The organism is Chryseobacterium sp. IHB B 17019 (assembly GCF_001456155.1).
GTDB lineage: Bacteria > Bacteroidota > Bacteroidia > Flavobacteriales > Weeksellaceae > Chryseobacterium.
On record NZ_CP013293.1, the window covers coordinates 2,714,990 to 2,731,602 of the forward strand.

The following is a 16,613-nucleotide window of genomic DNA, read 5'->3' on the forward strand; positions in this document are numbered from 1 at the left end:
TTAAAATTTTATCTTTTAATAATTTTAAGTGATTGAGTATCTTTTTCAGAATTCACTTTTAAAATATAAATTCCCGGAGAAACTTTTCTCATATCTACAGACCCTTTTTCCGCGTTAATACTTTCATTAACAATCATTTGCCCTGCCATATTATAAACTTCAACACTTTTGATTTTGTTGTCGTTATTAATATAAATATAGTCAAGAACAGGGTTAGGATAATAGCTAATTTTGTTTTTAGCAATATCCTGAACTGCTAAAATTGTTGCCGTAAACTCATAACCGCCTAAATCCGGAGTTGTTGCATTTCTGGCAGCCCCATCAGCGTCTACAGTTACTTCCGCAACAGGAGTTCCCTTATTATCAAGAGCTGTATTCCCGGAAGTAGCAAGATGAAGGTCACTTGCAGAAACAAATACCGGTAAAACATTTATTGAATTTACATTCCCCCCAAATCCCGTCTGTACATCAGCCAGTGTTGCTCTGTTAGAGCCTATGTAGCCCAAATTAGCTCCCGTTGAGTAATAATTATTGTAATTAATATTAGAAAAAACAGTATTTGCAGCAGCGGAATAGATAGCATATTTCTCTCCTGCCTGCGTTTGTTTGTTTATAAACAGGTTATTTCTCAGGTCGATTGCTCCGGCGACCGTTACACTACTTGCTACATTGAATGCTGATGGCCTTCCGGCAACAGTTTGATTAGTATCCATCACCACGGTGTTATAATAAATTTTATAGCCAGCTCCATTATTTACAAAAATACCATTTCCGTTATCATTGGCACCTCCGCCTGCGGCATAACCATAACCTGCAACATCATTGATAACATTATTATAAACCAATATATTAGCCGCAGCACTACTGCAATTCAGATAAATACCAACTGCCCCATATCCATCGGTATTAGGGTGTTTAATATCTGAAATTTTATTTTTAAAAATCATTCCGTTAGTTGCTGCTGCACCAATTAAAATTCCCTGAGCAATATTCGTAGAAGTCGCAGAAAATACTACTCCCGTTACTGTATTTCCACTCACCTCAAAATTTTTGGCATTTTGTACGGCAATTCCCCTGAACAGCATTTTATCTGCTGCAACTGTAGAACCGATCACATTATTTCTGATAATATTTCCTGTATCTGTATTGGTAGCGTTCCCGACAACAAATAATGCATTCTGAGCTCTTACAAAAGTATTATTGATTGCTGAGAAATTATTATTAGGTACTTCTGCCGCTCCTAAAGTTGTCCCGGAAACAATAACAGCCCCCACAGTTCCTGAAGGTGAAGATCCGGCAAAATTGATATTTTTAAGAGATACATTTTCTGCCCCACTCGTTGCTGTACTGGATACCCAAAGTACCACCGGTGTAGTTCCTACCGTAGCAACATAGGTACTGCTGATGGTCAGGTTTCGGGAAGAGGTTCCATTATTACTGCCATCTATTGTAACGTTATCTGCTCCGTTAATTTTAATTGTTGCCACAGGATCAGCACTTGTTATGGATGCATTTACCCCAGTAGCCGGTTTTACTAAAACAGAAGTATAGTTCGAAGTACCACCACTTGCATTAAGAACAGCAGTTGCAGTTTCCGTGGTATTCGCTGTAATATTAATGGTAATAGCTCCTTGATGTGTTCCTGCATTAATAGCATCAAATGCTCCTTTTAAGGTAGTAAATGTTCCTACAGCCGTTCCGGATGTAGCTGTAAGACTTACCTGTGCTGTAAGATTAGCGGCGGCAACACTTGCCACCAAACAAAATAAAAGTTTTCTCATGGTATTAATTTTTTATCAGATAAATATAATATAAAAAATTCAATCAAAAGGAAATTTTATTAATCATTTAATAAAATTTAAATAAAAAAATTATTAAAAACATTACAAAAACTACATTATACGAAATATTAATCAATTCACATAAAGGCTATTTATAAACTCTATCAGAATATAATTAAGAATTCGTAAATTTGCAGCATGATAAAAATAGGCAATATACAACTGCCGGAATTTCCGCTTTTACTCGCACCGATGGAAGATGTGAGCGATCCGCCTTTTAGGAGATTGTGCAAAATGCATGGTGCAGATTTGATGTATTCTGAGTTTATCTCTTCTGAAGGGCTAATCCGGGATGCCATCAAGAGCAGGAAAAAATTAGATATTTTCGATTACGAAAGACCTGTCGGAATCCAGATTTTTGGTGGTGATGAAGAAGCGATGGCAATGTCCGCAAGAATTGTGGAAACCGTAAATCCTGATCTTGTTGACATTAATTTTGGTTGCCCAGTAAAAAAAGTGGTTTGTAAAGGAGCCGGAGCCGGAGTCTTGAAAGATATTGATCTTATGGTCCGTCTTACGAAAGCCGTTGTAAGCTCTACAAACCTGCCGGTAACCGTTAAAACCCGTTTAGGCTGGGACAGTAATTCCATTAATATTGATGAAGTGGCCGAACGTCTTCAGGAAACCGGAATCAAGGCATTGACGATTCATGCAAGAACCCGAGGACAAATGTATAAAGGTGAAGCCGACTGGAATCATATTTCAAGAATTAAACAAAATCCTAATATTGAAATCCCGATCTTCGGAAACGGTGATATTGACTCGCCTGAAAAAGCTTTGGAATACAAACAAAAATATGCTTGCGACGGTATCATGATCGGACGTGCAGCTATTGGTTATCCATGGATTTTTAATGAAATAAAACATTTTTTTAAAACCGGAGAACATTTGCCTGCACCCACAATTGAAGACAGATTATTAGCTGTCCGCCAACACGCAGAATGGAGTGCAGAATGGAAAGGAGAAAAATTAGGGCTTATAGAAATGAGACAGCATTACAGCAATTATTTCCGTGGAGTTCCTCATTTTAAAGATTTCAGAAAGAAATTCCTGGAAGTTTTTACTCTTGCCGAAATGGACGAACTCATCAAGGAAACTCAGCATTTTTATTCAGAATTCCAGGCACAAATTTAACAATAGCTTTACATTAAAAATAAAAAACCCATCAAATATTGATGGGTTCTCTTTTGCATTATCTTAATAAATATTATATTTTTAATAACTTTCCGAAGCAGACTGATTCTTGATTAAAGCCAATGCTGAAGAAGTTCCTATTCTTTTTACACCGAGACTGATCATTTTTTCCGCATCTTCGGGAGTCCTTACTCCTCCTGCAGCTTTCACAGGGAGTTTTCCGGCATTATCCAGCATTATTTTTATACCTTCAAATGTTGCTCCGTTAGGCTTTCCACCGGTAGTTTCATAAAAGCCCGTTGAAGATTTTACAAAAATTTTTGACAAATCAGTTTCAGAGAAATTCTCTTCTGCCCAATTGGAAATATTTTTAGTAAGGTCTGCAATCTGCTGATCATTTAAAGCTGCGATCTCGATAATCCATTTCGCAATTTTATGATGCTGCACACACAACTTCGTACAGCGCACAAATTCTTCTTTTACCAAACTTAAATTCCCTTTCAGGTAAGCATTATAATTAATAACAAAATCCAGTTCATCAGCTCCGTCAGCAATTGCTTTTGAGGCTTCTGCAAGTTTTTCATCTATGGAATAAGTTCCTTCATGAAAACCAATTACAGTTCCTACCACAACATCCGAATTCTTTTCCTTGACATACTTTTTGATTTCAGATACGTAATCCGGGCGGATCATTACGGCAAAAATTCCGTTATCTATCGCTTCCTGGGCAAGATCTTTATCTTTCTGTAAAGTTTCTTCATCTGAAAGCCCTGATTGCACAGGTGTTTTCAAATAAGTAGAATCCAAATATTGAGCAATGTTCATGATCTGTTATACTTTCAATTGTCTGTAAATACCTTGTTCCAAAGATATGAAAGTTTCCGTTCTTGTTACTCCTTTTAGTTTCTGAAGTTTGCTAAGAATCTGCATCAAGTGATCGTTATCCTTACAAAGCACTTTTAAGAAAATTGTATAATTTCCTGTTGTATAGTGCGCTTCCACAACTTCATTGATATCCTTCAAAGCCTTTACGACTTCCGGATAGTGGCTGGGCTGATCCAAGTATACGCCAATATAGGAAATTACCTTATACCCGATTTTTTTAGGGTTTAAGAATGAAATTGAATTTTCAATTACACCTGCATGTTCCAGTTTTTTAATTCTCTGGTGAACGGCAGTTGTTGAAATTCCAACGTTTTTCGAAATGTGAGCTAAAGACGTTTTAGCATTATCCATTAACATGTAGATGATCTCCTTGTCAATTGAATCTAAATGGTAGCTTGTGTTGCTTGAATTTTTCATTTTCTACTTTTTTTTATTATTTATGTTTTTACGTTGTGTTTAAACCTTTAAGTTTCACGAAAACTGGAAAGTGATCACTGTATCCTCCCAAATAACGCGTACCTGCATAAGTTCGGAAGGGTCTGCCTTCAAATTTCCTGTCTCTACTGCTGATTTTTTCAGATTTGAATATATTCGCTTCCTGAAATGACAGAGCTGTATTATCGTCGAAAAAAGACTTCGATAATAAGATCTGGTCAAACAACAGTCCAGACTTATAATGAAAAGTAGAATAATTTCTTGTGGAAAACAACTGTTGAAAAGGGTTTTCCAACACCTTTCCATGCACGTCGTCATAGAGAATTTTTACTAAATTTTCATCATCCGGGTTCTCGTTAAAATCACCACACAAAATCACATGCTCTTTCTCTTCATTCACAATATTCAAAATCCGCCCCCGGATTTCGTTCAATATAAAGGCTCTTTTCGGCTTATTAATATCTTTTTCGCGCTTAGAGGGAAGATGGGCGATAAAAACATTAACAATTTCTCCTTTATATCTCACTTTTGAATAAAGTACATCCCTTGTTGTGTCGTAGTTTCCTGTGTTTTTTTTTAATATTTCAAAGAAGAAAGTAATAGTTTCTGAGTCTATCACCTCAACTTTATTTTTATCATATAATAATGCTACATCTACCTTTCTTTCGTCCATAGAATTGTAATGTACAATCCCATATTCTTCATTAAAAGGTTCCAACTTCACCAGATCTTCCAAAACTTTCCTTCCGGAAACCTCGGATAGACCGATCATAAATGGCAATACACCATTTTCCTCCTTCATCAGCTGAAAAACGTGTGATATCTTGAAAAGCTTGTTCTGATATTTTCTCTCGTCCCAATTCCTAAGTCCCGATATTGTAGGGTCTAATTTATGTTTTGGTTTTGGGTCCGGTAAAAATAAATTTTCAACGTTATAAAAACTGAACAGCTCCATTAACACGCAATTCTAAATTCATTATAATTTATATCTGAATCCTGATGTAAATTTATTATTTTTTTTAATACATCATTAATTATTTTTTAAATTTTTCACGTTAATTTTGTATTTAAATACGTTTTATTTAATTAAAAATAATAATTAAATCATCAACATTGATTAAAAATTTTAACCATCATCTTAAATCATCCATCAAATCAAAATAAAAATGATATATATAACTTAATTTTATTAGAATAAATATAATTTACTTTAATGAATTTTAAGTTAAATTTTAATTACAATCCCAAATTAAGCAATTATTATTCCATTTTTGAATTTATTCGTTTAAAAAGTGAAAAATTTTTCTTGATTACCAAAAAAAAGCTACTAATTTCCTAATAAATCAGGGCGCTTTTCTTTGGTAATTCTTACGGCTTCATCGTGACGCCATTCTTCAATTTTCCCGAAATTACCGCTTAGAAGAATTTTAGGAACCTCCAATCCTTTGTAGACTTCCGGCCTTGTATAAATAGGTGGCGAAAGAAGATCATCCTGAAAACTGTCTGTAAGCGCACTTTGCTCGTCATTCAAAACTCCGGGAAGCAGACGTATGATAGAATCGGCTAAAACGCATGCAGCCAGCTCACCACCGGTAAGAACGTAATCGCCGATAGAAATTTCCCTGGTAATATGAAGATCTCTTACACGTTGATCAATACCTTTGTAATGTCCGCATAAAAAGATGAGATTTTTTTTAATAGAAAGTGTATTTGCAATTTTCTGATTTAAGGTAACTCCATCCGGAGTAAGGTAGATTACCTCATCATATTCTCTTTGGGATTTAAGCTCAGAAATACACTTATCCAAAGGCTCTACCATCATCACCATTCCCGCTCCGCCTCCATACGGCTCATCGTCAATTTGTCTATGTTTGTTGATTGCCCAATCTCTTAAATGATGAAAATGTACTTCTGCCAGACCTTTATCCATCGCCCTTTTCAAAATGGAAGTTTTGAAGGGGCTTTCCATCAATTCCGGAAGTACGCTTATAATGTCAATTCTCATTGTTCTGTTTTATTTTTCTTATTTGGCAAAATTATTAATCTTAAGGAAGAGTCTTTATTAAAATAGCTCCACATCCAATTGAAGAATACGGCAAGTTTATTTCTTACACTCAAAATCAACATTAAATGTAAAAACATCCAGAAATACCATGCTAAAAATCCCTGGAATTTTATAAACGGTAAATCTACAACCGCTCTGTGCTTTCCGATGGTTGCCAGTGATCCCTTGTCATCATATTCATATTCTGCCCAGTCACCGGCGTTTTTCTTTAATAAATTTCTTCCTAAATTCTTCGCCTGATTAATGGCTACGTTGGCAACCTGCGGGTGACCCTGCGGATATTTCGGAGTTTCCATATAGGCGATATCTCCAATTGCAAAAACATTGCTATAGCCTTTTACTTTATTATATCTGTCTACTATATATCTGTTCTTCATTAAATTTTCTGCAGGAAAACCATTCACAACATTCCCCGTAACTCCGGCTGCCCAGATGACATTATTGGAAGGAATGGTTTTTCCGCTTTTCATGAAAACCTTATCCCCATCATAATCCGTTACATATTCCTGACTAAGGAAAGTCACGCCTAAATCCTTTAAATATTTTTCAGATTTTTCCTGAGCTTCCGGGCTCATCACAGCCAGGGGTTTCTCCGTAGAGCTTACAAGAATAATTTTAAGATGATCAAAGTTCATGTAAGGGTAATCTCTCGGAAGAATTTCTTTTTTCATTTCGGCGAAAGCTCCGGCTAATTCTACTCCGGTTGGCCCGCTTCCAACGATTACGATATTCCAGTTTCCGTCGTCGCTCCTGCTTTTTTCGATAATCAGCTTTTCAAAAGTCATTAAAACATGATTCCTGATCTCGATCGCTTCCTGGGTATTTTTCATTCCGAAGGCTCTTCCCTCGAGATCTTTGTTGCCGAAGAAATTGGTTTTACAGCCAGTTGCAATAACAAGTTTATCATAGCTGAAATCTGCTTCATCCGTAATGACCTTGTTGTTTACCGTATCAATTTCTTTCACTTCCGTCATACGAAACTGTGTATTTCTGGAACGTTGAAAAATTTTCCTGAACGGAAAAGAAATATTGGAAGGCTCAATCCTCCCACACGCGACCTGATAGAAAAGCGGCTGAAACATGTGATGGTTTACCCGATCCAGAACAATTACTTTTTTATTTTTGTTGTTCAACATTTTTGCAAGTTGCAGTCCCGCAAAACCTCCGCCTATGATGATGATTTTTTCGCGTGTTTCCATAGTACACAAATTTACTGATTTTATTTAGCATTTAGCAGTGAAAAAAGTTAGTTTTGCAAAACTTTATGACACCTAAAAAGTACAGCAAAAAGACCGCCAAAAAGATTCATCAAAACCGCCGGAAGACCTATTTTTTCCGCCGGAAAGTGGTATTGATATTTTTGATAATTGCTTTGATCGGAACGGGTTTATACCTGAGACAATCCGTAAGCTATTACTATGCGCTGTATTTTAATAAATTTAAACATAAAAAGCTTCGTAACTCAGAGATTGAAGCCTTAAGAATTCAAAAAATCCTGTCGAATAACCTCGATAAAACGTATGGATTCGATATTTCCCATTACCAGAACCGAGAAGATATAAGCTGGGACAGCTTAAGTATCGGGAATAAAACGATCCCGCTGGAATTTGTGGTGATGAGGGCAACAATGGGAAACCGCAGTGCAGATAAACATTTCAATGAATTCTGGACGCAGGCAAAAAAGCACAACCTGATTCGTGGAGCGTATCATTTTTACCGCGCGGATGAAGACCCTGTAATTCAGGCCAATAACTTTCTGGAAAATGTAAAACTGGAAAGTGGAGACCTGCCGCCGATTCTTGATATTGAGAAAATCCCGAAACGGAAAACCAACCAAAAGCTAATTGAAGATCTCAAGGTATGGTGCAGAATTGTGGAGGAAACGTATGGTGAAAAGCCTATTATTTATACTTATTATCATTATTATAAGGATTTTTTGAAAGATGAATTTAATGACTATCCGCTTTGGCTGGCTAATTACAATGACGTCCCCACTCCATCACCGGATGACGGCTGGGATTTCTGGCAATTCACGGAAAATGGTATTGTTTACGGAATTAATACCAAAGTGGATCTGAATATCTACAATGGCAGTTCGTGGTCATTAAAAAGGCTGACGCTGGATTAACTCAGTTATTCTTTAAAAGGTTTTCGCTGAATCCATTCTTTTTTAGGATTTAATGAAGAAAAAATCTGTTCTATAAAATGATTGGCTACAGGATTTTTGTGTTTGATAAGTCCAAAAATTTCCACGGGTTCTGCCCCAATCGTAGATTTTATTTCTAAAGCTGTCCTTCCGAAAATTATTCTTCTAAATTGATGAATGATTGAAAAGTCCACCATATCCAACAGCATGTTCAGATACAGCTGTTTTTCTTTCTGAAGATCTTTATCATAGCCTAAAAAATAGGTATCTACATCTGTATTATTGAGGATTAAAGTATAAAATCCAATTAACTTCTGGTTTGAAAAATATCCAAAGACTTTGAAATTTTCCTTCAGGTTTTTCTTCATTTCCTCAAAATGATTATCTGTGAGAAAAAAAGTATTGAAAGGTGCATTTTCAGCAACATTCTGATAGAGAAGGCTTATTTCCGGCTGCCTATTTTTTATTGCATCAAGATCTAATTCAAATTTTTCAACGCCATTGAGCTTTTTCCTCGCAGTTTTTGCCCTTGTCCTGTATTTAGTGGAAAAATCATTAACATAATCATTAAAAACAGACCAGGAATCTCTTATTTTCAAAATCATTGTCGGCTGTACGGAAAACCTGAAAAATTTTTCATGAGCCTTTTCCTGAAAATAATTAACAAAATTGGATTGGTAATCTTTATAAATAATCAAATCTGTTTTCCTGATTTCTTTCTGAATTTTGAGAACCGCTTCATCCAAAACCGGGATAAATTGTTGTAAAGTAATTTTGGAAGCATCAAAATAAAATCCATTCTGCCCCGTCAACATATTATTCCCGAGAATCATGACATCCTTATTGAGCTGTCTAGCCATAAAATTCCTGATGCTGCACCAAACCTGATCTTTCTGAAAAGCAGAATGATACTGAAAATTCAGATACTGAAATAAAATACCCCCGATCAGTAAATTATTCTGAAAATATCCCACGAAATAACATTCCATATTCCGGGGCCTGGAAGCTTCCAAGACCTGAAAATATTCTTTTGAAAGCATAATATTGTGATCCCCGATCACGGTATTCCAACTTTCAGGTAAATCAGAAACAGCTTTGTATATTTTTAAATTATAAGACATAAAAAAGGCCACACAAAGGTAGCCTTATCTTTTAAACCGTTAAAATTATTTTTGAGTCACCCAGTAAAAACCATCCGCAGTATACCATCCACAGATGATTCCGCCCATAATGGTAATTGTAATCGTCCAGTAAGCAGTATTGATTATGGTGTATTTCCAAGATTTTCTTTCAAACATTGCATTGATCGCTATCATAGGAAAAACGAAGAAAACTCCCGCCATAAACGAGTGTAACGCTCCATGGCCAAATGATCTGTATGCCATTCCGTAGTCTTTCATAAAAGCGGCATAGGATTCTTTCGCGTTCATTTCATCACCCCCGATCATTCCCATCGCTCCAAACTGGTGTATAGTGACCATTTGTAGGAAAAAGGCAATAAGAGCCGATAAAATAATAGAAAAAATAAAGACTCCAAACATCTGCCCTTTCATTTGTTCTTCCGTTAATCCCACTTCTTTCATCCATACTGTTCCGAAAACCTTTGGATGATACCAGATAAAACCCATAATAAGGGGAATTAAAGCGGCTACGAGAATAGCCCAATAGTTAATTTGCATCATAGTTTTTAATTTTTAAATAATCTTATATAAAGCTACATTAAAAAACAATACAAAATACATTATATTCAAAAATTTATCATTTTAAATTAAAATATATTAAAGAAAATACTATTTAATGAATAATAATTTAAAACAACAATCCATTTAACTATAATTTTAAATTAAAAATAGAACAAGATAACAGCTCATAAAGAGTTATCACAATTTTTTCTTATTACATTTTCGTACTTTTGCGGCTTTATTTAAGCTCTTAAATTAAACTATTACATTCCAATGAATTACGTTTCTGTTGAAAACCTTACCAAATCCTATGGCATCAAAGTTTTGTTTGAAAACATCTCTTTTCACGTCAATGAAGGCGATAAAATAGCCATTGTAGCTAAAAACGGAAGCGGAAAGTCCACCCTTCTGAAAATCCTGATGGGAAAGGAGGTTGCCGACAGCGGAACAGTAAATATCAGTAAAGATATCCAAGTAGTTTTGTTTGATCAGGAAATTGACTTTGATCCTAATCTTACCATTGACGAATTTATGATGACTCTGGATTCTGAACCTATTTTAGCGTTGAAAAATTATCATAAGTCGCTTCAATCCACAGACAACGATTTCATAGAAAAAGCTCTGATAGACATGGAAGCCCATAAAGCATGGGATCTGGAAAATGAAATGAAACAGATTCTTTCCCAGCTTAAAATAACAGATCTGGAAGCCAAAATGGGAACTCTTTCCGGAGGGCAGATCAAACGTGTTGCCTTGGCAAAATTATTAACAGAAACCAGAGCGGAACATCGTCATACCTTATTAATAATGGATGAGCCGACCAACCACCTCGATGTAGAAATGGTAGAATGGCTGGAAAATTATTTGAGTAAAGCTAAAATTACGTTATTACTGGTAACCCACGACAGATATTTTCTTGACAGTGTTTGTGATATAATCTGGGAAATGGAAGATAAGAATCTTTACGTCCACAACGGTTCTTATGCAACGTATCTGGAAAATAAAATGATCCGCGAGGATAATCTGAACGCTACCATCGACAAAGCCAACAACCTTTACAGAAAAGAGCTGGAGTGGATGAGGAGACAGCCGAAAGCCAGAACCACAAAATCAAAATCGAGGATAGATTCTTTCTACGAAACGGAAAAAGTTGCCAAAACCGATACCAGAAAGGATGGTTTGGAATTGGATTTTGAAATGAAAAGATTGGGAAATAAAATTCTTGAACTTAAAAACATCGACAAAAGTTTTGGAAATAAAGTTTTACTGAAAGATTTCAGCTACCAGTTTCAAAGAGGTGAAAAAGTAGGAATTGTAGGAAAAAACGGTGTGGGGAAATCTACCCTTTTAAATATTATTCAAGGATTTGAAAAAGCGGATAATGGTGAGATTGAAACCGGAGAAACAATTCATTTCGGATATTTTTCGCAAAAAGGACTGCAATATAAAGAAAATGAGAGAGTCATTGATTTTATAAAAGAAGTTGCAGAATATTACCCTCTGGCCAATGGAAAAAGTCTTTCTGCATCGCAGTTTTTAAGATTATTCCTGTTTGATGACCAGACGCAGTACTCCCCGATTGCAAAACTTTCGGGTGGTGAAAAAAGAAGACTGCATCTCATGTATATATTATATCAAAATCCGAATTTCCTGATTTTTGATGAACCCACGAATGATTTGGATTTACCAACTTTAACGGTTCTTGAAAACTTCTTGCAACAGTTTCAAGGCTCTTTAATCATCGTTTCTCACGACAGATACTTTATGGACAGAATTGTTGACCATATTTTAGCATTTGAAGGTGATGGAAAAATCAAGGATTTTGTAGGTAATTTCTCTGAGTACCGTGAAGCCAAAAGCCGTGAAGAATCTTCGGGTAAATCTTCAAATCAGAAGTCTGAACCTGCCAAAGAAGCTGCTCAGGCTGCGAATGTTCCACAAAATTCGGTTAAAAAGAAAAAGCTTTCTTTTAAGGAACAAAAAGAATTAGAAACCATCGAAAAAGAAATTCCTCAACTCGAAGAACAACGTGCTAAAATTCTTGATCAACTTAATAACGAAGCTGATTACGAGAAAATCTCAACACTTTCTGCAGATCTGGAAACAATCTCCGGAAAACTGGAAAACCATGAAATGAGATGGCTGGAATTGCAGGAGATTTTAGGGGAAGGGTAATTGTGCTGGAGAGTATGAGGGCTTTAGAGTTATAGGGTTTGAGGGATAAACTTAATTGTAAAACTCTCCTAATCTATAACTCTAAAACTCTTCACTCTAGAACACTATAACTCTACAACTCTCCCTTCTCTAGCACTCAACATCGCCGCGTCAATAATTTTCATATTCTTAATAATTTCGTCGGCGGGTGAAGGTAAGGCATATCCGAAAACGATGAATTCATAAATCTGTTGATAATAATTCATATAGTTTCCAGGGTCGCTGGATGTATAAATTCTTTCCGTTTCTTGATTTTCGTTTAAAAAATTTAGGATTCCATCGGGTTCTTGTAATGGCTGTGTCCAGTCTTTTCCGTATTCAGGAATTACTCCTGAAGCCAGTTCATTTTCCTGATTATCGGTTCTTTCCTGTAAAAAACTTCCTCTGTCGCCGTGAATAATATAGGCATAATGCGCTTCTTTACTGAAAACAGAAGATTTTAACCTTAATCTTAAATCATTTTGATAGAATAAAATAATTTCAAAATAATCATTAGCAAATTCTTTTCCTTTCATTGAAAAAATATCGGCGAAAAGTTTTTCTGGAAAACCGAAATACTGCACCCCCTGATCTACCAAATGTGATCCCAAATCGTGAAGCGACCCGGATCCTACAGCATCAGGATTTTCTTTATGAGCTTTTCCGCTGGGCTGTGTCCGGAACCTATCGAAACGGATTTCAACTTCCTTGATATTTCCTAATTTTCCTTCATTAATAATTTTCTGCACCTGAAGATAATCGCGGTCGAATCTTCTATTTTGATAGACACTCAAAAACAAGCCTTTCTCTTCGGCTAGTCTTGATAATTCTTCAGCTTCGGCAAGATTTACGGTAAACGGCTTTTCTACTATTACATTCTTCCCTGCTTCCAGAGCTTTTTTAGTATATTCAAAGTGGGTCTGAACCGGAGTATTCACCACAACCAATTCAATATCTGCACTTTCCAGCATTTCTTCTACCGAACGGTAAATAACAGCATCCGGATACTTTTCCTTCGAGTCTTCCTTACTTCTTTCTACAACTGCAGCCATAAAAAATCCCGGATGTTCCTTTAAAAACGGTGCGTGAAAAATTTTTCCGCTCATCCCGAATGCACACAGTCCTACTTTTACCAATTGCATACTAATATTTTTAACAAAGATATTTATAAAACAATAATTCCTTCATCAAAATTATCTTGAATTTTAAAATCGCTGATAAATGATAAATGTCACTTAATAATTTTTATTAATTCTAAATAATGATATACTTTTGTGCTTTATTTAAAATCACTCTAAATAACAATAAACTATAATGAAAAAACAGCTAGTTACATTGGGATTATTATTCACAGCTGTATCTCTAGGTGCACAATTGAAAAATGCTGAAGCTGATACCATCAGAATCCAAACCATTGAAGATGTAAATCTCCATAAAACCGGAAACCCGAATAAAGCCAGAACACTGTCTACAAAATCGAATCTTACGGTAATGGAAAACCCTCAGCCAATAGCTATTGTAACTCACGAAGTGATTGAGCAGCAACAGGCAAAGCAGCTGAGTGATGTCATTAAAAATGTAAATGGTATTTACTTAACTTCTGCAAGAGGCGGTTCCCAGGATAGTTTTGGAGGGCGTGGCTTCACTTTCGGAAATGATAATATTTTCAAAAACGGAGCAAAAGTAAACAGCGGTGTATTTCCAGAAGTATCAGGTTTGGAAAGAGTTGAAGTTTTAAAAGGAGCTAACGCAATGTTATACGGAAATGTTGGTCCAGGTGGAATTGTTAATTTAATTACCAAAAAACCGAAGTTCGAGTTCGGAGGTGCAGTAGGTTTTAGTGCCGGGAGCTGGAATTCATATAAACCGACAGTAGATATTTATGGACCGTTATCAAAAAATATTGCATTTAGAGTAAACGGTGCATATGAATATGCTGAAAGTTTCAGAGGTTTAGTAGAATCGAAAAAGAATTACTTCAACCCTTCTTTTGCATTTAATCTTAGCGAAAACACTCAGCTAATTGTTGAAGGAGATTACTTATACCACACATTCACCCCGGATTTCGGAATCGGAAGTGTTGTTGATAATGCAACAGGAATTTCAAGACTTGCAACTGAAATCGACAGAGAGCAATTCCTTGGAACAAATTGGCAATATCAAACCAATCAACAGGCTACAACTGATGTTATTTTAAATCATAAGTTTAATAACAATTGGTCTTTAAATGCAGTAGCTGCATACCAAAATTACACGAAAGATTATTTTTCTACAGAAAGAGTTCAGTGGGTTTATAATTCCAAAAACAATAATTTGAATCCAAGCTGGACTAGACCATTAGGAAGGAATTATACTGAACAAAATTATACTTCATTACAGATTAATTTAAATGGAGAATTTAATACGGGAAGCTTAAATCACAAAGTTTTATTCGGAACAGACGGAGATATCGGACAGGCAGACACTTATAATTATAAGATTGATGCAAACACTCCGGTTGTATTATATTTAAACGATCCTTCGACCTGGACGAACGAAAGCCCAATGCCTAACACAAGCAGAACATCAAGAAACAGAATTAAGACAAAAAGATATGGTTTCTATGCTCAAGATTTAATTAGTTTAACAAAGGAATTTAAGGTTCTTGCAGGAATTCGCTGGTCAAGTATCCAAAATGATGATACCAGAGTAAAGAATTTTGCAACAAATGAAACAATTCCCACAGCAAACAGCGGAACAAAAGAAACTGCTTTCTCTCCAAAAGTTGGCTTAATTTATAATCCTAACGAAAACCTATCTGTTTTCGCAACTTACACCAATTCATTTGTTCCGAACACAGGGTTTGATCAAGAAGGATTTGCTCTGGAAGCCTCTACAGTTGATCAATATGAAATAGGAATAAAGAAAAATTTATGGAATAATGCTGTTGCGGTAAACTTAACTGCATATCAGATTAACAACAGAGATACATACACAGCACCTTATACACAAACCGGAGCTGTCGCATTATACAGAGTGTATGCCGGTAACATTAGAAGCCGAGGAGTAGAATTAGATATCACAGGAAATCCGCTTACAAACCTATCATTAATTGGTGGAGTATCATACAACAATGCTGTTTATACAAAAACTCCGGACAATGGTTTTCTGGAAGAGCAAAGATTGGTAAGAACACCAGCCGTAACAGCCAATGCTTCTGCTTTCTATACATTTAAAAGTTTTGCTAAAGGATTAAAAATTGGGGCAACAGTGTTCTATACAGGAGACAGGAAAGCAGGATGGAATGATGTAAAAAATCAGCCACAAGTCACTAGAATGATTGATGTTGAAGGATTTACAACAGTTGATTTCAGTCTAGGTTACGAATGGAAAAAATTCATGATTCAAGGAAAAGTAGGAAACTTATTTGATGTTGTGAATTACAATGTTCATGAAAACTATTCTGTAAACCCTATTACACCGAGAAACTATTACTTCACATTGACGTATAAACTTTAACGATTAATATTAAATTAGTTCTTCATAAAAGTGGAAATTGCATTGTCAGTTTCCACTTTTGAACCTTTAAAAAACAAACAATAAGATATGGATAAAATCAAGAACACAAGGAGTTTTATGAGAATTGTGCACCGTTATTTGGGGTACTTTCTTGCAGGAATTATGGCTGTGTATTCGGTAAGTGGTATTTTGCTTGTTTACAGGGATACAGATTTTTTAAAGAAGGAAAAAAATTATGATAAAGTAATCGATAAAAACCTTTCTGAAAAGGAATTAGGAAAAGAATTAAAAATAAAAAACCTTGAAGTTGAAAAAACAGAAGGAACAGTTTTAAAATTCAAACAAGGAACATATGATGCTTCCACCGGACAGGCAAAATACTCAAAAAAAGAGCTTCCGTTTGTATTGGATAAAATGACAAAACTGCACAAAGCACAATCAAAAGATACACTTTCACCATTAAATACCTTTTTTGGCGTATCATTATTCTTTTTTGTCATCTCAAGTTTTTGGATGTTTAACCCCAAAACGAAAGCTTTTAAGCGCGGAATAATTTTCACCATTGCTGGTCTTATAGTTTCAATTATTTTGATATTTATTTAATAACAAAATATTTTTAATTACATTTTAAAAATTAAAGAAAAAACCGTTTTTAAGGAAAGATTTTTTTTCATAACAATTCACCATTCATTGACTAGAATGGCACATTTCTTGTTCTGCATCTGCTTTACAAA

At 35.4% G+C, this 16,613-nt stretch carries 14 protein-coding genes; 5 read left to right on the plus strand and 9 right to left on the minus strand.

The genetic code is table 11. The features are described from left to right. Window positions 1-8 precede the first annotated feature (8 nt). On the minus strand, window positions 9-1,781 hold the full coding sequence (locus ATE47_RS12565) for a T9SS type A sorting domain-containing protein (RefSeq protein ID WP_062162296.1): 1,773 nt from the start codon (window positions 1,779-1,781) through the stop codon (window positions 9-11). Between the two features lie 198 nt (window positions 1,782-1,979). Between ATE47_RS12565 and dusB the strand changes: the two genes are divergently transcribed. Then, the gene (dusB, locus tag ATE47_RS12570) at window positions 1,980-2,975 is read left to right on the plus strand and encodes a tRNA dihydrouridine synthase DusB (protein ID WP_062162297.1); all 996 of its coding nucleotides are present in this window, start codon (window positions 1,980-1,982) and stop codon (window positions 2,973-2,975) included. 81 nt (window positions 2,976-3,056) lie between these two features. Here the strand turns inward: dusB and deoC are convergent, their stop codons facing one another. From deoC to ATE47_RS12595, 5 genes are all read right to left on the minus strand, one after another. Then, the gene (gene deoC, locus ATE47_RS12575; RefSeq protein WP_062162298.1) at window positions 3,057-3,803 is read right to left on the minus strand and encodes a deoxyribose-phosphate aldolase; all 747 of its coding nucleotides are present in this window, start codon (window positions 3,801-3,803) and stop codon (window positions 3,057-3,059) included. Window positions 3,804-3,806: 3 nt separating this feature from the next. After that, the gene (locus ATE47_RS12580; protein ID WP_062162299.1) at window positions 3,807-4,277 is read right to left on the minus strand and encodes an Lrp/AsnC family transcriptional regulator; all 471 of its coding nucleotides are present in this window, start codon (window positions 4,275-4,277) and stop codon (window positions 3,807-3,809) included. Between the two features lie 28 nt (window positions 4,278-4,305). Beyond that, window positions 4,306-5,250 (minus strand): endonuclease/exonuclease/phosphatase family protein, encoded by a 945-nt coding sequence (locus tag ATE47_RS12585; RefSeq protein ID WP_062162300.1) that lies wholly within the window; start codon window positions 5,248-5,250, stop codon window positions 4,306-4,308. Between the two features lie 372 nt (window positions 5,251-5,622). Next, window positions 5,623-6,300, minus strand: a complete 678-nt coding sequence (gene trmD / locus ATE47_RS12590) for a tRNA (guanosine(37)-N1)-methyltransferase TrmD (RefSeq protein ID WP_062162301.1) — start codon at window positions 6,298-6,300, stop codon at window positions 5,623-5,625. After that, complete coding sequence (locus ATE47_RS12595; protein WP_062162302.1) at window positions 6,297-7,559, minus strand: NAD(P)/FAD-dependent oxidoreductase; 1,263 nt, start codon at window positions 7,557-7,559, stop codon at window positions 6,297-6,299. The genes trmD and ATE47_RS12595 overlap by 4 nt, the downstream gene beginning before the upstream one ends. A 65-nt stretch (window positions 7,560-7,624) precedes the next feature. On the opposite strand from ATE47_RS12595, the gene ATE47_RS12600 reads away from it, so the two are divergent. After that, window positions 7,625-8,488: a glycoside hydrolase family 25 protein gene (locus tag ATE47_RS12600; RefSeq protein ID WP_082632596.1), complete on the plus strand. Its 864-nt coding sequence runs from the start codon at window positions 7,625-7,627 to the stop codon at window positions 8,486-8,488. A gap of 5 nt (window positions 8,489-8,493) precedes the next feature. Here the strand turns inward: ATE47_RS12600 and ATE47_RS12605 are convergent, their stop codons facing one another. Both ATE47_RS12605 and ATE47_RS12610 read right to left on the minus strand, forming a co-directional pair. Then, on the minus strand, window positions 8,494-9,627 hold the full coding sequence (locus tag ATE47_RS12605) for a hypothetical protein (protein WP_062162303.1): 1,134 nt from the start codon (window positions 9,625-9,627) through the stop codon (window positions 8,494-8,496). 45 nt (window positions 9,628-9,672) lie between these two features. Beyond that, the gene (locus tag ATE47_RS12610; protein ID WP_335338431.1) at window positions 9,673-10,188 is read right to left on the minus strand and encodes a DUF1761 domain-containing protein; all 516 of its coding nucleotides are present in this window, start codon (window positions 10,186-10,188) and stop codon (window positions 9,673-9,675) included. Between the two features lie 273 nt (window positions 10,189-10,461). Here ATE47_RS12610 and ATE47_RS12615 point away from each other — a divergent pair, with 273 nt between their 5' ends. Continuing rightward, window positions 10,462-12,363 carry an ABC-F family ATP-binding cassette domain-containing protein gene (locus ATE47_RS12615; RefSeq protein WP_062162305.1) on the plus strand — a complete coding sequence of 634 codons (1,902 nt, stop codon included), beginning with the start codon at window positions 10,462-10,464 and terminating at the stop codon, window positions 12,361-12,363. 104 nt (window positions 12,364-12,467) lie between these two features. On the opposite strand, the gene ATE47_RS12620 is transcribed toward ATE47_RS12615, so the two are convergent. Beyond that, window positions 12,468-13,523, minus strand: coding sequence for a Gfo/Idh/MocA family oxidoreductase (locus tag ATE47_RS12620; RefSeq protein WP_062162306.1), 1,056 nt, complete (start codon window positions 13,521-13,523; stop codon window positions 12,468-12,470). Between the two features lie 172 nt (window positions 13,524-13,695). Here ATE47_RS12620 and ATE47_RS12625 point away from each other — a divergent pair, with 172 nt between their 5' ends. Together ATE47_RS12625 and ATE47_RS12630 are read left to right on the plus strand one after the other, a co-directional pair. Further along, window positions 13,696-15,879, plus strand: coding sequence for a TonB-dependent siderophore receptor (locus tag ATE47_RS12625; RefSeq protein ID WP_062162307.1), 2,184 nt, complete (start codon window positions 13,696-13,698; stop codon window positions 15,877-15,879). 87 nt (window positions 15,880-15,966) lie between these two features. Beyond that, window positions 15,967-16,482, plus strand: coding sequence for a hypothetical protein (locus tag ATE47_RS12630; RefSeq protein WP_062162308.1), 516 nt, complete (start codon window positions 15,967-15,969; stop codon window positions 16,480-16,482). Window positions 16,483-16,613: the final 131 nt, after the last annotated feature.

Excerpts from the sequence above, each read along its gene's own strand:
- ATE47_RS12630 (WP_062162308.1), top strand. The coding sequence starts at position 15,967 with ATGGATAAAATCAAGAACACAAGGAGTTTTATGAGAATTGTGCACCGT.
- ATE47_RS12595 (WP_062162302.1), bottom strand. The coding sequence starts at position 7,559 with ATGGAAACACGCGAAAAAATCATCATCATAGGCGGAGGTTTTGCGGGA.
- ATE47_RS12585 (WP_062162300.1), bottom strand. The coding sequence starts at position 5,250 with ATGGAGCTGTTCAGTTTTTATAACGTTGAAAATTTATTTTTACCGGAC.
- ATE47_RS12620 (WP_062162306.1), bottom strand. The coding sequence starts at position 13,523 with ATGCAATTGGTAAAAGTAGGACTGTGTGCATTCGGGATGAGCGGAAAA.
- ATE47_RS12580 (WP_062162299.1), bottom strand. The coding sequence starts at position 4,277 with ATGAAAAATTCAAGCAACACAAGCTACCATTTAGATTCAATTGACAAG.
- ATE47_RS12615 (WP_062162305.1), top strand. The coding sequence starts at position 10,462 with ATGAATTACGTTTCTGTTGAAAACCTTACCAAATCCTATGGCATCAAA.
- ATE47_RS12565 (WP_062162296.1), bottom strand. The coding sequence starts at position 1,781 with ATGAGAAAACTTTTATTTTGTTTGGTGGCAAGTGTTGCCGCCGCTAAT.
- dusB (WP_062162297.1), top strand. The coding sequence starts at position 1,980 with ATGATAAAAATAGGCAATATACAACTGCCGGAATTTCCGCTTTTACTC.
- ATE47_RS12600 (WP_082632596.1), top strand. The coding sequence starts at position 7,625 with ATGACACCTAAAAAGTACAGCAAAAAGACCGCCAAAAAGATTCATCAA.
- ATE47_RS12610 (WP_335338431.1), bottom strand. The coding sequence starts at position 10,188 with ATGATGCAAATTAACTATTGGGCTATTCTCGTAGCCGCTTTAATTCCC.
- trmD (WP_062162301.1), bottom strand. The coding sequence starts at position 6,300 with ATGAGAATTGACATTATAAGCGTACTTCCGGAATTGATGGAAAGCCCC.
- ATE47_RS12605 (WP_062162303.1), bottom strand. The coding sequence starts at position 9,627 with ATGTCTTATAATTTAAAAATATACAAAGCTGTTTCTGATTTACCTGAA.
- ATE47_RS12625 (WP_062162307.1), top strand. The coding sequence starts at position 13,696 with ATGAAAAAACAGCTAGTTACATTGGGATTATTATTCACAGCTGTATCT.